Origin of the sequence: Streptomyces cyaneus (assembly GCF_004028635.1) — a bacterium.
In the GTDB taxonomy this organism is placed as follows: domain Bacteria; phylum Actinomycetota; class Actinomycetes; order Streptomycetales; family Streptomycetaceae; genus Streptomyces; species Streptomyces cyaneus.
This window is the reverse complement of the sequence record NZ_RQJW01000007.1, coordinates 432,127-446,997: the sequence shown is the minus strand read 5'-3', so window position 1 is coordinate 446,997 and position 14,871 is coordinate 432,127. Positions and strand designations below refer to the sequence as shown.

Below are 14,871 nucleotides of genomic sequence, written 5' to 3'. Positions count from 1 at the left end.
CCCGGCTCCATGACCCTTGATCCTGCTGGCGAGAAGCGGAACCCGTCAAATGCCTGTGCAAAGTTTGAGGTCGATCTGAGCTTCCCTCGAATGGCGGGTTCCGCCTGGCTGAACAAGGGATTTCGCCCCCTGGACGGAGGCTCGCGCACCCCCGAACGGCGGGGTCCGAAACCACCGGCCAGCGGATGTGAACGGCTGTCCGAGCGCGGCAGGATCGACGCTGCCGACGCCGCCGGACCGCCTGGTGTGACCGCCAGGCCGTCCGGCCGTCGTCGCCGTAGGACGCACTGCGAACGGGGGGAAGTTGAGTTCGGACCGCAGGAGTTACCAGCCGGTCTCGCTGGACCAGGCACCGCAGGTGAACGAGTTCCTGGACTCGTTGGGCCTGGGGAAGCTGACCGACAGCGAGGTGACCGCCTACCTCGGGCGCAACGACAACTGGGTGGGCACCACCTCCAGCGGCGTCGGGGTGTTCGTCAAGCGGGTGGTGGCGAGCCCCGAGGAGGCCGCGCGCCGCATCCGCCGCTCGGTCGCCCTGGACGCGGTGATCCGCCGTGCCCAGGCGCCCGAGCTGCGCACGCCCCGGCTGCTCGGGCACCACACGCCGCACCACCTGATGGCGCACGAGCTGCTGACCGGGGTGTCGACCGGCGCCGAGCTGGCCGCCGACAAGGACTTCGACGACGAACTCGCGCACCGCGCCGGGCGGTTGATCGGGCTCCTGCACGGTGCCCCGTACGGCGATGTCGAGCCCGCCCTGGACGACGCGCCGCCCGTCCTGCCCGACCTGTCCATGAACGAGGCGCTGCCGCTGCCCATGTTCATGTCCCTCACGTTCGCCGAGGTGAATCTGTGGGGCATCGTCCAGCAGGACGAGGTGCTCGTCGGCGCGCTGCGGGAGCTGCGCGAGCGCGAGCGGCACGTCGAACACCGCCCGACCCACTGCGATCTGCGTCTCGACCAGTTCCTGCGGGACGCGGACGGCGGCCTGTACCTGACGGACGGTGAGGAGTTCCGGCTGGCCGACCCCGCGCGTGACGTGGGCGCCTTCGCCGGTGAGTGGCTCTACCAGGCGGTCATCGGGATCACCGGCGTGGTCACGGACGACTCGGCTGACCAGGCCGCGCGAGACGGCATCCGCGCCGAGCCGACCCACGAGGACATCGTGGCCCGCGGCTCCCGCAACCTGGCCGAACTGCGCCCGCGCATCGAGGCGTTCTGGGCCGGCTACCGCGCCGTACGCGACGACGTCGACGAGGGCCTGGCCGCACGGGCCACCGCGGTCGCGGGCTGGCATCTGATCGACCGGGCGCTGGCGTCGGCGGCGAAGAACACCCGGCTGCTCGCGCTGACCCGGGCGGCGATGGGCATCGGAAGGACCGCGCTGGCGGACCCGGAGCGGTTCGTCACGGCGATGGGACTGGGGGAACAGGCATGACGGCGACCGCGACACAGCTGATCGGCGCTCACCTGGCGAGCGTGCTGGACGACGTGCACATCGCCGCGGACCTGAGCGAGGCCCGGGTCGGCGACCGGACCGTAGAGGTGACCGAACCCCGCGACCTGGCGAGCGGCCTGGCCATGCTGCTCTACGAGCAGATCCACTCCGGCCGCCCGGAGCACGACGGCCCGCGGCCGCGCACCCTGCGCGACGGGCGGCTGGAGGAGCTGCTCGCCGCCGCCACCCCGCACGAGACCACCACGGTCGTGGCCCGCAAGGTCGGCGAGAGCCCCGACGGCGAGCTGCTCGTGCTCCTCGTCGACGGGGTACGGGTCGCCGTACCGGCGTCCGCCCGCCTCACCGGCGACGAGCGGGAGCGCGGCGACGAGGTCGTCGTACGGCTCGGCGCCGTACGGCCCGCCCTGTCGCCCGGGTTCTTCCTCGCCGACGGCTCACGGGGCCGTCCGTCGGGCCGCCCGCTGCTGCGGGTCTACGTCCACATCGAGGGCGTCGACCACGCGCCCGCCGTGTGGGCCGCGGTACTCGGGCGGCTGGAGCAGGAGGGCGTGCCCTACCGGGCGAAGGTCAGCTCGTCGCCGCTGCTGTACCCGCGCCACGACGCCCTGGTCGTCTATCTGGCGCCCGGCACCTGGCACGCGGCCGGCGCGGTGGTGGCCGCCACCCGCGGGCTCGCCGGGGTCGGGATGCGGACCTCGCCGTTCACGCACCGGCTCGGCGCGGGCGTCGGTGCCGCGTGGGAGCCCGCCGACGACCGGCCCGGCCGGACCGGGATGAGCTTCGGGGAGCACCGGGCGCTGGCGGTCGCCGAGGGACTGGTCGCCCATGCCGAGGCGCCCGACGGGCGGGACCGTACGGCCTCCGTCGCCGAGGCGCTGACGGCCGCGAACATCGACCCGCTGTGCCCCGCCCGCAACATCGACTCGCCCGAACTCAGTGCCTTCACCCCGTATTCCGAACACGGAGGTGTATGACCCATGCCCAGACCTCCAGCGCTGCCGTTGCAGGACAAGGTCCGCATCGTGCTGTCGGTCCTGGCCAAGGAGAAGACCGTGGCCGAGGCGGCCCGCCAGGCGCAGGTCTCCGAGCAGTCCATCGCGAACTGGCGCAAGCAGTTCATCGAGGGCGGCAGCACCGGGCTCGCGGGCCCGCCCGCCGTACGGCCCACCGCCCACCAGGAGCACCTCACCGACGAGGTGCGCCGGCTCAAGGTCGCCCTCGGCGAGGCGTACGTCGAGCTCATGGCCTGGCGGAAGATCGGGGACTACCGCCGGGTCCCTTCACGGACCTCGAGGTGATCAGACGGGAATTGGGGATTTCCATCTCGAGGTTCTGCCTGATTCTGGAAATCCCCCGACGCACCTACACCCGATGGCTGAGTCAGCACAACGCAGTGGAAGGAAAGAACGATTCCGAAGTCCGGTGACGGGGCGAGCCCGGCGATATCCATCGAGAACCTCACCATGCGGTACGGGGAGAAAGAGGTCCTGAAGGGCGTCGACCTCACCGTCCGGCGCGGCGAGGTCCTGGCCCTGCTGGGGCCGAACGGTGCGGGCAAGACCACCACGATCGAGATCATGGAAGGCTTCCGCCGGCGCACCGGCGGAGACGTGAGCATCCTGGGGGAGGACCCGGACGGTGTTGACGAGGATTGGCGTGCCCGCGTGGGTATTGTCCTGCAGTCCTGGCGCGACCATCAGCGCTGGCGGGTCGGTGAACTGCTGGAGCACTTCGCCTCGTACTACCCCGCCCCCCGCGACCCGGCCGAGCTGCTGCGGGAGTTGGGACTCGCCGAACACGCGGGCCAGGTCTGCCAGAAGCTCTCGGGCGGCCAGCGCCGCAAGCTCGACGTAGCGCTCGGCATCGTCGGCAACCCCGAGCTGCTGTTCCTGGACGAGCCGACCACCGGGTTCGACCCGGTCGCCCGCCGAGAGTTCCACGAGATGGTGGAGCGGTTGCGCGACGGCGGCATGACGATGGTGCTCACCACGCACGACCTGCACGAGGCGGAGCGGCTCGCCGACCGGATCGCCGTCCTCGTCGACGGCCGCATCCACGCAAACGGCACCCCCGCCGAACTCGCCGACCGGGCGCTGGCCGAGGCACGGGTGGTCTGGGACCAGGACGGGGAGCGGCAGACCCAGCTCACCGACGACCCCTCCCGGCTGGTGTGGGAGCTGCACGAGAAGTTCCAGGGACCGATTCCCGGACTCCAGGTCCACCGGCCCACGCTGGAGGACATCTACGTACGCATGATCCGCGCGGGGGAGGCGGCCTGACATGTCCCGAGGACTGACCAAGGCGTTCACGGTCGGGCTGAGCCGCGGCGGGCTGGAACTGGCGCAGACGCTGCGCACCCCGCGCGAGGCCTTCTCCCTGCTGAGCACGCCGCTGATGTTCGTCGTCCTGAGCCTCGCGATCGAGAAGGACATCGCGGGCAGCGACGTACCGATGTCGCATCTGCTGATGGCGGGCGGCATCACCACCATGCTCGTGCAGACCGGCCTGATGACGCTCCCTCAGGTGCTGGCCACCGAGCGCGAGGACGGCACGCTGCTGCGGCTGAAGACCGTGCCCGGCGGCATCACCTCGTACCTGGTCGGCAAGACCGTGGTGGTGCTGGTCACCGCGCTCGGCGGCGCGCTGCTGACCCTGCTGGCCGGCGCCCTGTTCGCCGGCACGGACCTGCCCCGGGACGCCGCGCACTGGCTCACCCTGACCTGGGTGCTGCTGCTCGGCCTGGTCGCGGTGGTCCCGCTGGGGGCCGCGATCGGGGCGCTGCTGCCCAACCCGCGCGAGGCCCTGGGGTTCACGATGATCCCCATCTTCTTCCTGATGGGCTGCTCCGGCCTGTTCTTCCCGGTGACCACGCTGCCGGACGGCGCCCGCGCCGTCGTGGAGGTCTTCCCGGTGAAGTGGATCGCCCAGGGCGTGCGCTCCGCCCTGCTCCCGGACTCGGCGCTGGCCGCGGAGACCGGGCAGAGCTGGCAGCACGCCGAGATCCTGATGATCGTCGGCGCCTGGGCCGTCGTCGGATTCCTGTTGGCACCACGGCTGCTGCGGCGGATGACCCGTCGTGAGTCCGGCAGCCGTCTGAAGAAGGCCGAAGCCTGATGACCCGCACCGCGGACGACACCCGCGCCACGTCCCTGATCTTCCCCTCGCAGCCGGACACCCTCGCCTCGATCGTCGACTTCGGCCGCTTCGCCAGGAAGCAGCGGGCGCGGCGCCTGTGGATCGGCCAGTCCCTGCGCATCGAGTCCCACCTGGCCATGGCGGCGCTCGCCGCGCATGTGCCCGGGCTGCCGCTCGGGTCCAGCGTCGCGCTGACCCCGCTGATGCACCCGTACGAGGCGGCGGTCGAGGCGCGCAGCCTCAGCGCCCTGTCCGGCGCGACCTATGTCGCCGGATACGGGCCAGGCGCACCGGAGTTCCAGAAGGCGTTCCTCAAGGACCCCTACGACAAGCCGCTGCGGGCCGTCCACGAGTACGCCTCGCTGGTCCGGCGCCTGCTGGACGGCGAGATGGTCGACCACCGGGGCGAGCACTACGCCGTCACCTCCAGCCTGATCCCCATGCCCGCGCCGCCGGTCGAGGTCGGCCTCGGCGTGCTCCGCACCGGCATGGCCCGCACCGCGGGCCGGGTCGCCGATGTGGCGATCACCTGGCTGACGCCGCACTGGTACGTGGCCGAGCAGCTGCGTCCCGCGCTGGAGGAGGGCGCCGCCCAGGAGGGCCGCAAGACGCCGCGCGTGGCGGCCGTGGTCCACGCCGCCGTCACCCGCCCGGCCCGCAACCTGCGCCGCTGCGCGCACGCCGCGGCCGGGGTCCACCTGAGCACCGGCCACTACACCGACATGCTGCGCAAGGCCGGTATCGAGGCCGACCCGAAGACCCCGCGCAAGGGTGTGGACGCGCTGATCGACTCCGGCGTGTACGTCACCGGCTCGCCGGACGAAGTCGCCGCGGGGCTGCGGAAGTTCCGTGAGAGCGGGGTGGACGAGGTGATCCTCAACCTCTCCGGCGTGTACTTCACCGAGGGCGAGGCGGCGGCGCTGCGGGACCTGCGCGACATCCTGCACGCGGAGGACGGCGGTGAGTGAAGGTGAATGAACCGGCAACTGAGCCGGGGAGTGAACCGGTAGGCGAACCGGTGGCTGAACCTGTGGGTGAGCCGGTGGGGGAGCCGGTGGGTGATCCGACCGCCGCCGGGCTCCCCGCCTTCGGTGCGCGCCGCCTGCTGTACGTGGGCACGGGCGCGCTGAGCGCCGCGCACATGCCGTTCTGGCTGAACTGGCTGCGGCAGGGCTACCCGGACGTCGAGGTACGGCCGCTGATCACGCGCAGCGCGGAACGCTTCGTCAGCCGCGGCGCGCTGGCCCCGCTGGCGGGCCGCGAGGCCCTGCTCGACGCCTGGCCGGACGGCCCCGTCCACAGCGCCCCGCACGTCGAACTCGCCGAGTGGGCCGAGGCCGTGGTCGTACACCCGGCGAGCCTGAACTTCCTGGCCCGCCTGGCCCTTGGCCTCGCCGACACCCCGGTGATGCTGGCCCTGCAGTGCACCTCGGCCCCCGTGGTCCTGGCCCCGTCCCTCCCGCCGGGCGCGCTGCGGTCGGCGGCGTACCGACGCCACCGGGCCGCGCTGGAGGAACGCCCGAACGTCGCGGTGGTCCCGCCGACCCCCGGCCTGAGCAGCACGACGGGCCGCATGGACGCGGCCCTCGCGGCCCCGCTGCCGGAACTCCTGACAGCGGCGGAACGCCTGCGGACGAGGACGGACGACGAGGTGGCCCGGTGACCACGGCACACGGGGGCCACGCACCCACCGACCCGTCGAGGGAGCCCGGGGAGATCGTCGACGAGTTCGGGACCGGCTTCCTGCGCACCCGTGTCCGGCGGCATGGGCGTGGGTTCGTGTGGGAGCGGTCGGCCGGGGAGCTGCGGCGGGAGCCGTTCTCGGCCGTGTCCGACGAGGTGCGCGCCGCCGTGTCGGCGGTCGTACCCGAGTCGGCACCGGGTGTCGCGGGCGTCCTCCCCGTCCTGGGCGTTCCCCAGGACGGCGCCCGCCGCTACCCGGCCGGCGCGGCGCGGTCCGTCGGGCACCTGTTGCTCTCGGCGCTCGACGCACGGCAACGCGGGCTGCTGCACCACCTCCTGTACGAGGTGGGCCGTACGGTGCGCCGCGTGCACGAGGGCGTGCCCGTACGGCTGGCCACGGGACGGCCGCGCGGCGCCGCCCGACTGGCCTCCTGGCTGCGGACCACGCCGTCTCGTACGCCGTCACCCACGCCGTCTTCCGACGCCCCGCACGCACACCTGCCGAACCTCCACGCACTCGCAGCCAGGCGGCTCGGGCCGGACCGGCTCGCGCGTGTGCTCGGCTGGTGCGACGAGCTCGCCGTCGGCGGGGAGGGCGACGTCTTCCTGCTGGGCGGCGTGGGCAGCGGCGCCCTCGTGCCCGGGGCGGCGCCCGGCGCCGGGGTCCTGCTGGCCGGTGAGGAACTGGCCCGCGGCCCGGCCGCCTACGACGTGGGCTGGCTGCTCGGCGAACTGGCCGAGTTCCGGCTGGTCCACCTCACCCGGCCCGAGCACGCAGACCTCGCCGAGCACTGCGCCGAGTCCGCCCGCTCCTTCCTGCGCGGCTACGGGGACCACGGAACCGACCCGGTGGCGCTGGGCCGCGCCGCCGCCCTGCGGGTGTTCACCCACGCCCACGACTACGCCGCCTACGTCGGATGGACGGACGAGTTCCCGGCCTATCTCGACTGCATCGCCGAACTGATCGACACCGACGGCACCGCCGCGGTGCGCCCGACAACGCTGGAGACAGGATGACCCTGGGCAACGCCCACTACGACGAGAAGCTCGCGAGCGTCTACGACCAGATGTATCCGATCGAGTTCGACACCAACCTCGCGGTCGAGTTCCTCGCCGGACTCACCCCGCCGCAGGGCCGGATCCTCGAACTCGGCGTCGGCACCGGCCGTATCGCCCTCCCGCTGGCCGAGCGCGGCTACGAGGTCCACGGCATCGACGGCTCCGAGGCGATGCTCGCGAAGCTGAAGGAACGCGACGCCAAGGGCGCGGTCACCACGCGGCTCGGCGACTTCACCGAGACGGGCACCGGCGAGTCCTACGACCTCGTCACCCTGCTGCTCAACACCTTCTTCGTCGCCGTGACCAAGGAACAGCAGCTCGGCTGTCTGCGGCTGGCGCGCGAACAGCTCGCCCCCGGCGGCCGGTTCGTCCTGGAGGCGTTCGACCCCGCGCCGTACCACGGCCTGCAGAAGCCGGACTTCTCGATGCGCTACCTCAACGAGGGCGCCATCATGCTCGACACGCTCGCCGTCGACCGCTCCCGGCAGCTGATGATCGGCACACACACCATCGTCGACGGCGGACCGCCGGAGACCAAGCAGCACGTCCTGCGCTACGCGTTCCCGTTCGAGATCGACCTGCTCGCGGAGCTGGCCGGGCTGCGGCTCGTGGAGCGCTACGAGAGCTGGACCAGGCAGCCGTACACCGCGGCCAGCCTGCGCCATGTGTCCGTCTACGAGAGCGCGGACCGTACCGAAACCGCACAGGAGGAGGCCTGATGTTCGGCTGGCAGAAGCGGAAGCAGGAATTCAAGGAGCGTTACCCGTCGTACGACGATTTCCGTCGCGCGGTCGACGAGTCCCGTATCCGACGGGTGAAGCAGCAGGACGGTGACGTGAAGGCCATCAAGGTGCTCCGGGACGATTTCCCGGGCGCCCCGCTGGAGCTCGCCACCCGCTATGTGCGGGAACTCTGAGAGGCCCAATTTTCCGGAGTCCGTTGATGGGCAAGGAAACTTTTTACGGCCTTATTCCGTGCCCGGCATGCTAGAAATACGACAGGAATTGCGGAGCGCCGTAATTCCGAATCGTGAGTCCATGAAAACGGGAGGAAACTCGTGAACACCACCGAGAACCTGATCGCCGGTTACACCGCCTACACCTCCGCCCAGGAGATCGAGGCGACCCACGCGGAGGAGGCCCCGGGCGCCACCCCGTCCGTGCTGTCCTTCATCGCCACGTCCGGCTGGGCCTGCGGCGCCGGCATCGGCACCAGCATCGGTGTCACGGCGGCCAAGGGCTGCTGAAGCACGGGCTGCTGACGTCAAGCGGCATTCCGCGGCCCCCGGTGTCTGGCGCCAGACACCGGGGGCCGCGTCGCGTCCCGTCGAGCGAGAACAGGGCAAGCGGAGAGAAGGGAAACAGAGGGTGCGGACGGAGATCTTGGACAACGGGCTGCGGGTCCTGCTCGACCCACGGCCGAACTCCCCGGTGACCGGGATCGCCGTGCACTACGACGTGGGCTTCCGCTCCGAGCCCGAGGGCAGGACCGGGTTCGCCCACCTCTTCGAGCACCTGATGTTCCAGGGCAGCGAGAACGTCGCCCGCGGTGAGCACTTCCGCCATGTGCAGGCCTCCGGTGGCACGGCCAACGCCGCCACGCACCACGACCACACCGACTACCACCAGCTGGTCCCGCCGGGCGCCCTGGAGCGCGTGCTGTTCCTGGAGGCCGACCGCATGCGCGCCCTGCGGATCAGCGCGGAGAACCTGCGCACCCAGGTGGCCGTGGTCCAGGAGGAGATCCGCCTGCAGGTCACCAACCGCCCTTACGGCGGCTTCCCCTGGACGGTGCTCCCCGGAGTCCTGTACGACACGTTCCCCAACGCCCACAACGGCTACGGCGACCTGCGCGAACTGGAGCGGGCCACGGTGGCGGAGTGCGAGGCGTTCTTCGCGGCGCACTACACCCCGGCGAACGCGGTGCTCACCATCAGCGGTCCCGTCGACCCCCACCACGCCCTCACCCTCGTCCACCGCCACTTCGGCGACATCCCCGCCCACCCCGCCGCGCCCCGGCCCCGACTGACGGAGCCACCGCCGCGCGGCGAGCGCCGCGGGGAGCACCGGGACCCGCACGCGCCCCTGCCCGCGGTCGCCCTCGGGTACCGGATGCCCGACCCCGCCGCGGACCTCGGCGACTACCTGGCCCACATGGTCCTGGCCCGGCTGCTCGCCGGAGGGGACGACGCCCGGCTGCGGCGGCGCCTGGTCCACGACGGCACGGTCACGTCGGTGCGGGCGAGCTGCGGCTTCTTCGGCCCCCTGCAGGCCCGGGACCCCGACACTTTCCTCCTGGTCGCCCACCACCCGCCCACCACCGACCCCGAGGCGGTGCCGTCCGCCGTGGACGAGGAACTGGACCGCCTGGCAGCCACCGGCCCCGACCCCCGCGAGCTCGCCCACGCCACCGCCCGCGCCGCCACCGCGCTCTGCCGTTCCTACGACGACCCCCTGACCCGCACCCGCCACGCCGGCGCCTTCGCACTGCTCCACGACACCCCGCACCTGGTGACCGACCTGCCCACCCTGCTGCCCCAGGTCACCGCGGAGTCGGTGACCCACGCGGCCAAGGCACTGCGGACGGCGGGCCGCGCGGTCCTGACGCTGATTCCGGGAGGCGGGCCGTGACCTGGTGGCCTGCCTTCCTGCCCCCTGACTGCTGACGAGGACGCCCATGACCCCTGTGCCGACCGTGCGTGAGCTGCCCGCCCTGGAGGTGGGCCGGGCCTTCCCCCTGCCGCCGCTGGTGGACGCCGTATTGCCCAACGGGCTGCGCGTGGTCGCCGCTCGGGCGCCCTCCGTGCCCATGGTGGAGCTGCGGATGCGCGTCCCGTTGCCGGAGGCCGCCGAGGGGCCCGCCCTCGCCCAGGTCCTCGCCGACACGCTGTTCGCGGACGCGGAAGGCGCCGATGACCTGCTGGGACGGGCGGGCGCCACGCTCGGGGCCGGGGTGGACGGCGGTCAGCTGTCGGTGTCGGCCTCGATGACGGCTGCCGCCTTCCCCGAGGTACTGGACCTGGTGGCCGGGGCGCTGACCGGTGCGGCCCATCCCGACGCCGCGTGCGAGCACGCCGTACGCCGCCTGGCAGCACAGCTCGGCCCGCTGCGCGCCCAGCCGCGCGTCCTGGCCCAGGACGCACTGCGCCGCCACTGCTACGGCCCCGACGTCCCGCCCCTGCTCCCCGATGAGCAGACCCTGGCCGCCGTCACCGCCGACCGCGTACGACAACTGCACCACCAGGGCATGAGCCCCCGCGGCGCCCTCCTGGTCCTCGTAGGCGCCCTCGACCCCACGGCAGCGGTCAACCACGCCACCACCGCCCTGTCCACCTGGCCACCGACAGCCACCTGGCCCTGCGCGTCCGCCGGGTCCTCGGCGTCCGCTGGGTCTTTGGCGTCCGCTCAGCCCTCGGCGTCCGCCGGGTCGTTGGCGTCCGCTCAGGCCTCGGAGTCCCCCCAGCCCTCCGCGTCCGCTCAGCCCTCCGCGTCCGCCAAGCCCTCCGCGTCCGCCGGGTCCTCCGCATCCCCCCAGCCCCTGGCGTCCCCCCAGCCCTCCCCACACCCCCGGCTCCCGGACTCCGCCCCGCCCGCGTCCAGTCCCGGCATGGCAGCCCCGTCGGCACTCACGCCGACACCCCCGCCACCCCCACGCCGGATGCGGCCGGCCGGTGTCGCCGTCGTCGGTCGGCCCGGGGCCGTGCAGTCGCAGATCATGCTGGTCGCACCCGCGTTGCCGCGTGCCGACCCGGGCTTCGCGGCGCTCAGTCTCGCCAACTGTGTGCTGGGCGGGTTCTTCTCCTCCCGCCTGACGGTCGCCGTCCGCGAGGAGCGCGGGCTCGCCTACCGCATCGACGCGGTGCTGGACGAGCTGCTGGACGAGGAGCTCGTCTTCCTGGACGCCGACACCCGCACCGACGCCACCGAGGCGGCCGTACGCCAGATTCGCGCCGAGCTGCTGCGGCTGGCCGAGCAGCCGCCGTCGGCCGCCGAGACGGACGCGGCCCGCGAGTTCTTCACCGGCATGACGGCCCTGGGCGCCGCCTCCCAGGCAGGTCTCGCCGGCGCCCTCATGAACCTGCTGCAGTACGGGCTCTCCCCGGACTGGCTGCGCACGTTTCCGCAGCGGCTGGCCGAGGTAACCCTCGGGGAAGTGGCGCGGGCCGCCCAGGAGTTCTATGCTCCCTCCCGCTTTTCCGGTGTCATTGTCGGCGACCCCTCAGGGCTGGCCTCCCAAGATTTCGACCTCTTCGCCCGGCGCCAATAAATTGAATTTCCGGGCCGTCCGCCCAAAAGCACCAGGGAAAACCCCAGGCGCCGGAAAAGAAACGTATTCCTTGCCCCGCTTCCGAGGTGTTAGAAATCTTCTCACCAGATCGGAACTCCACCTGGAGGAATGAATGAACACCGCTGACCAGCTCATGGCCGGCTACGCCGTCTACACGACCTCCGACGAGATCGGCGCCGGCGCCGCTGCCGATGCTCCGGCCATCAGCCCGGTGAGCATCTTCAGCGCCGCCTCGTCCGTCGAGTGCGCCATCTTCTCCGCCGGTGTCGTCACCAGCGCGAGCGCGGGCGGCACGGTCGCCGGCAACTGCTGACACCCCTCTCCGGCTCCCGGAACGCCCTCGAGGCGTCCGGGAGCCGGCCCCGTTCCGGCCGCATGACGGACAGCCCGGAAGGACCCTGTGATGAGCAAGGACCCCGTGATGAGCGAGACCCCCGGCCCCACCCACCGACTGCGCATCGTCCCCGAACTGGTCCGCGGAAACCTTCCGCAGGTCCTGCTCTCCGTGCTGCTCGCGCTGGCCGCGACCGCCGCAACCCTCGGTGTGCCCCTGCTGGTCAAGGAACTCATCGAGGCCATCGCCCAGCGCGAGGGCGTCGCCCACCGGGTGGCCTTCATGGCGGCGCTGGCGGTGGGCAGCGCGCTGGCGTCCGCGGCATCGGCGTACCTGCTGGCGCGCCTCGGTGAGCGGTTCGTGCTGCGGCTGCGGGCCCGGGTGATGGAACACACCCTCCGTCTGCCGCTCCAGGTCGTGAAGGCGCAGGGCCCCGGCAACTTGGTCGCCCGGATCACCTCGGACGCCATGCTGCTGCGCTCGGTCATCGACGTCGGCGTGGTCCAGCTGCCCGTGGCCGTGGTGACCGCACTGGTGACCATCGGCGTCATGGCGTACCTGGACTGGGTGCTGGTGCTGCTCACCCTGGGCGCGTTCGTGGTCGCGGGCGCCGTCATCTGGCTGTTGCTGCGCCGGGTGCGCCAGGGCTACGAGTCCATCCAGATCGCCACCGGCGGGCTCGCCCAGCGCTTCACCACCACCCTGACGAACCTGACCACCATCAAGGCCTACCGGGCGGAGCGGCACACCACCGAGGCGCTCACCGAGGACGCGGCGCAGATCACCGGCAGGATGCTCGCCGCCGCCCGCCTGCAGTCCGCCGTGATCCCGGTGATGAGCCTCGGCCAGGAGATCGCGCTCGCCGGCATCGTCATCGTCGGCGGCGTGCGGATCACGCAGGGCGACCTGACGCTCGCCGACTTCGTCGCGTTCCTGCTCTATCTGCTCCAGCTCGTCACCCCCATCACCGTCGTCGTCACCGGCCTGAGCAGGCTCCAGACGGGCCTGGCCGCCAAGGGCCGCTTCGAGGAACTGCTGGCGATCCCGGTCGAGCCGGACTTCGCCGCCCGCGTCCCCGAGCCCGTCGACGACGGCAACGCGGTGGCCTTCGAGAGCGTGTCGTTCTCGTACGACGGCCCCCTCGACCCTCAGGGCCGGCCCGTGCTGAACGAGGTCACCTTCCGCGCCCCGCGCCGCGGCCTGACCGCCCTCGTCGGTCACTCCGGCGCCGGCAAGTCCACGGCCCTCGCCCTGATCGAACGGTTCGTCAGCCCGACGAGCGGCCGCGTCACCGTCCTCGGCCACGACGCCGCCGCCTGGCCGCTCGACGAACTGCGCAGGCGGGTGGCGTACGTCGACCAGACCTTCACCCTCGTCGAGGGCAGCGTCCGCGAGAACCTCCTGCTCGGCGCCGGCGCCGACCACCCCGTCGCCGACGACACGCTCTGGGCGGCGGTGGACGCCGTCGGCCTGACCGCGGACATCGCGGCGCTGCCGCACGGCCTCGACACCGTCCTCGGCCGTGAGGTCGACGTCTCCGGCGGCCAGCGCCAGCGCATCGCCCTGGCCCGTGCCCTGCTCAGCGACGCCGAGGTGATCCTGCTCGACGAGCCGACCTCCCAGCTCGACGGCATCAACGAACTGCGCCTGCGCGACCTCGTCGACACCCTGGCGCGCGACCGCGCGGTCCTGGTCGTAGCCCACCGTCTGTCGACCGTCCAGCACGCCGACCATGTGGTGGTGATGGACGGCGGCCGGGTGGCGGCAACCGGCTCGCACCCCGACCTGATGGACCGCAGCAGCCACTACCGGGACCTGGTCCGCAGCCAGCAGTGGCTGAACACCTCCGACGAGCGGGTGCCGGCCTAGGGTCCCCGGGGCCGATCGAGGGCCAGTGCCAGAGCGAGGGCACCCTCGACCGCGGCCGGGACACGAAATGGCGCAGGGCCGCACCCACTCGGGTGCGGCCCTGCGCGCGTTGCCGGTCTGGTGACCGCCTGGGGTCGGGTCAGGCCTTGGAGAGCGTGACCGCCGTCTCCTGCTGTCCGGTGTCGACCGTCACCGGGTAGTCCCGGTCATCCGCCTGAGCCCTGCTGCGCATCGTCGCGGTGCCGGGCTGGAACGAGGTGCCGGGTTCCAGGCTGGTGAGGCTGACGGACCAGGGGACGGGCGCGCCCGGGGTGCAGGCCACGGTCGTCTGGTAGGACGCGCCGGGCGTCGCCTTCCTCTGCACCTGGAAGACCTGGCCGGTGAGCGAGACGCTCGCAGGCTTGTTGCACGTCACGGTGCCGCCGACGGTGATCCGACCGTCCGGGACGTCCACCGTGCCGTCGGCGTCGACGTTCGCCTCCAGGGCGAGCTCAGCCGGCGGTTCCGGCATGACCGCGTGAACCGCACCGCGCAGCGGCACCGTCGATCCGTTGCAGTACTGCTCGAAGGTCGCATCGAGTGCGCGGACGTAGCCGTAGGGGCCGAAGGAAATGTGCTCGATGGTGAAGGAGCCGGAGCTGGTGTTGCACCACTTCTCGGTGCCGTTGTCGGTCCCGCTGAACGTGAGTTCCGGATCCTGGGGCTCGGCGTAGGGCCACTGCTTGGTCCCGGTGTACGTGGTGCCCTCGGTCAGCTTCTGACCGTCGGGGGCGGCGACGATGAGGCGCCAGAGCGTGCCCTCCTGCGCGTCGATCGCGACGGTGAGGCCGTTCTGGTCCGTGCTGCCCTGGACGTCGAACAGCTGGACCGCTCCAGCCGTGTACTCGTACGACTGACCACCTGAGATGGGCTCGCCCGCCTCACCGCCGAAGCTCAGCGTTCCCGACGCCGCGCTGTGCGCCTGGGCGGTGCCCACCAGCGGCGCGGCTGTGAGCGCAACCGCCATTGCCGCGACAACGCCCAAGGTCCGGGCCAGTATGCGTCT

16 protein-coding genes are annotated in these 14,871 nt (G+C 72.2%); 15 read left to right on the top strand and 1 reads right to left on the bottom strand.

Annotation, left to right across the window (positions count from 1 at the left end):
• The first annotated feature begins 304 nt into the window (after positions 1–304).
• From lxmK to EHO50_RS27395, 15 genes are all read left to right on the top strand, one after another.
• Complete coding sequence (gene lxmK / locus EHO50_RS27470) at positions 305–1,438, top strand: class V lanthionine synthetase subunit LxmK (RefSeq protein WP_128433867.1); 1,134 nt, start codon at positions 305–307, stop codon at positions 1,436–1,438.
• A complete protein-coding gene (locus EHO50_RS27465; protein WP_128433866.1) occupies positions 1,435–2,433 on the top strand; it encodes a T3SS effector HopA1 family protein in 999 nt (332 codons plus the stop codon). The genes lxmK and EHO50_RS27465 overlap by 4 nt, the downstream gene beginning before the upstream one ends.
• 3 nt (positions 2,434–2,436) lie before the next feature.
• Positions 2,437–2,757 carry a transposase gene (locus tag EHO50_RS27460; protein ID WP_128433865.1) on the top strand — a complete coding sequence of 107 codons (321 nt, stop codon included), beginning with the start codon at positions 2,437–2,439 and terminating at the stop codon, positions 2,755–2,757.
• A 165-nt stretch (positions 2,758–2,922) separates the two neighbouring features.
• A complete protein-coding gene (locus tag EHO50_RS27455) occupies positions 2,923–3,738 on the top strand; it encodes an ABC transporter ATP-binding protein (protein WP_128433864.1) in 816 nt (271 codons plus the stop codon).
• Position 3,739: 1 nt separating this feature from the next.
• Positions 3,740–4,573 (top strand): ABC transporter permease, encoded by an 834-nt coding sequence (locus tag EHO50_RS27450; RefSeq protein ID WP_181449702.1) that lies wholly within the window; start codon positions 3,740–3,742, stop codon positions 4,571–4,573.
• The gene (locus tag EHO50_RS27445; RefSeq protein WP_128433863.1) at positions 4,573–5,562 is read left to right on the top strand and encodes an LLM class flavin-dependent oxidoreductase; all 990 of its coding nucleotides are present in this window, start codon (positions 4,573–4,575) and stop codon (positions 5,560–5,562) included. The genes EHO50_RS27450 and EHO50_RS27445 overlap by 1 nt, the downstream gene beginning before the upstream one ends.
• A 50-nt stretch (positions 5,563–5,612) precedes the next feature.
• Complete coding sequence (locus tag EHO50_RS27435; RefSeq protein ID WP_281288256.1) at positions 5,613–6,257, top strand: flavoprotein; 645 nt, start codon at positions 5,613–5,615, stop codon at positions 6,255–6,257.
• Positions 6,254–7,294 carry a hypothetical protein gene (locus EHO50_RS27430; protein WP_128433861.1) on the top strand — a complete coding sequence of 347 codons (1,041 nt, stop codon included), beginning with the start codon at positions 6,254–6,256 and terminating at the stop codon, positions 7,292–7,294. Before EHO50_RS27435 ends, EHO50_RS27430 begins: the two co-directional genes overlap by 4 nt.
• Complete coding sequence (locus EHO50_RS27425; RefSeq protein ID WP_128433860.1) at positions 7,291–8,055, top strand: class I SAM-dependent methyltransferase; 765 nt, start codon at positions 7,291–7,293, stop codon at positions 8,053–8,055. Before EHO50_RS27430 ends, EHO50_RS27425 begins: the two co-directional genes overlap by 4 nt.
• Positions 8,055–8,252, top strand: a complete 198-nt coding sequence (locus EHO50_RS27420; protein ID WP_128433859.1) for a hypothetical protein — start codon at positions 8,055–8,057, stop codon at positions 8,250–8,252. The genes EHO50_RS27425 and EHO50_RS27420 overlap by 1 nt, the downstream gene beginning before the upstream one ends.
• A gap of 141 nt (positions 8,253–8,393) precedes the next feature.
• Positions 8,394–8,582 carry an LxmA leader domain family RiPP gene (locus tag EHO50_RS27415; protein ID WP_128433858.1) on the top strand — a complete coding sequence of 63 codons (189 nt, stop codon included), beginning with the start codon at positions 8,394–8,396 and terminating at the stop codon, positions 8,580–8,582.
• Between the two features lie 121 nt (positions 8,583–8,703).
• Positions 8,704–9,966 (top strand): M16 family metallopeptidase, encoded by a 1,263-nt coding sequence (locus EHO50_RS27410; RefSeq protein ID WP_128433857.1) that lies wholly within the window; start codon positions 8,704–8,706, stop codon positions 9,964–9,966.
• Positions 9,967–10,012: 46 nt separating this feature from the next.
• On the top strand, positions 10,013–11,602 hold the full coding sequence (locus EHO50_RS27405; RefSeq protein ID WP_128433856.1) for a M16 family metallopeptidase: 1,590 nt from the start codon (positions 10,013–10,015) through the stop codon (positions 11,600–11,602).
• A gap of 133 nt (positions 11,603–11,735) precedes the next feature.
• A complete protein-coding gene (locus tag EHO50_RS27400; RefSeq protein WP_128433855.1) occupies positions 11,736–11,936 on the top strand; it encodes an LxmA leader domain family RiPP in 201 nt (66 codons plus the stop codon).
• A 90-nt stretch (positions 11,937–12,026) separates the two neighbouring features.
• On the top strand, positions 12,027–13,826 hold the full coding sequence (locus tag EHO50_RS27395; protein WP_246101478.1) for an ABC transporter ATP-binding protein: 1,800 nt from the start codon (positions 12,027–12,029) through the stop codon (positions 13,824–13,826).
• A gap of 139 nt (positions 13,827–13,965) precedes the next feature.
• On the opposite strand, the gene EHO50_RS27390 is transcribed toward EHO50_RS27395, so the two are convergent.
• The gene (locus EHO50_RS27390; protein ID WP_128433854.1) at positions 13,966–14,832 is read right to left on the bottom strand and encodes a hypothetical protein; all 867 of its coding nucleotides are present in this window, start codon (positions 14,830–14,832) and stop codon (positions 13,966–13,968) included.
• Positions 14,833–14,871: the final 39 nt, after the last annotated feature.

Excerpts from the sequence above, each read along its gene's own strand:
- EHO50_RS27455 (WP_128433864.1), top strand. The coding sequence starts at position 2,923 with ATGCGGTACGGGGAGAAAGAGGTCCTGAAGGGCGTCGACCTCACCGTC.
- EHO50_RS27445 (WP_128433863.1), top strand. The coding sequence starts at position 4,573 with ATGACCCGCACCGCGGACGACACCCGCGCCACGTCCCTGATCTTCCCC.
- EHO50_RS27405 (WP_128433856.1), top strand. The coding sequence starts at position 10,013 with ATGACCCCTGTGCCGACCGTGCGTGAGCTGCCCGCCCTGGAGGTGGGC.
- EHO50_RS27390 (WP_128433854.1), bottom strand. The coding sequence starts at position 14,832 with ATGGCGGTTGCGCTCACAGCCGCGCCGCTGGTGGGCACCGCCCAGGCG.
- EHO50_RS27425 (WP_128433860.1), top strand. The coding sequence starts at position 7,291 with ATGACCCTGGGCAACGCCCACTACGACGAGAAGCTCGCGAGCGTCTAC.
- EHO50_RS27400 (WP_128433855.1), top strand. The coding sequence starts at position 11,736 with ATGAACACCGCTGACCAGCTCATGGCCGGCTACGCCGTCTACACGACC.
- EHO50_RS27450 (WP_181449702.1), top strand. The coding sequence starts at position 3,740 with ATGTCCCGAGGACTGACCAAGGCGTTCACGGTCGGGCTGAGCCGCGGC.
- EHO50_RS27420 (WP_128433859.1), top strand. The coding sequence starts at position 8,055 with ATGTTCGGCTGGCAGAAGCGGAAGCAGGAATTCAAGGAGCGTTACCCG.
- EHO50_RS27395 (WP_246101478.1), top strand. The coding sequence starts at position 12,027 with ATGAGCAAGGACCCCGTGATGAGCGAGACCCCCGGCCCCACCCACCGA.
- EHO50_RS27460 (WP_128433865.1), top strand. The coding sequence starts at position 2,437 with ATGCCCAGACCTCCAGCGCTGCCGTTGCAGGACAAGGTCCGCATCGTG.
- EHO50_RS27465 (WP_128433866.1), top strand. The coding sequence starts at position 1,435 with ATGACGGCGACCGCGACACAGCTGATCGGCGCTCACCTGGCGAGCGTG.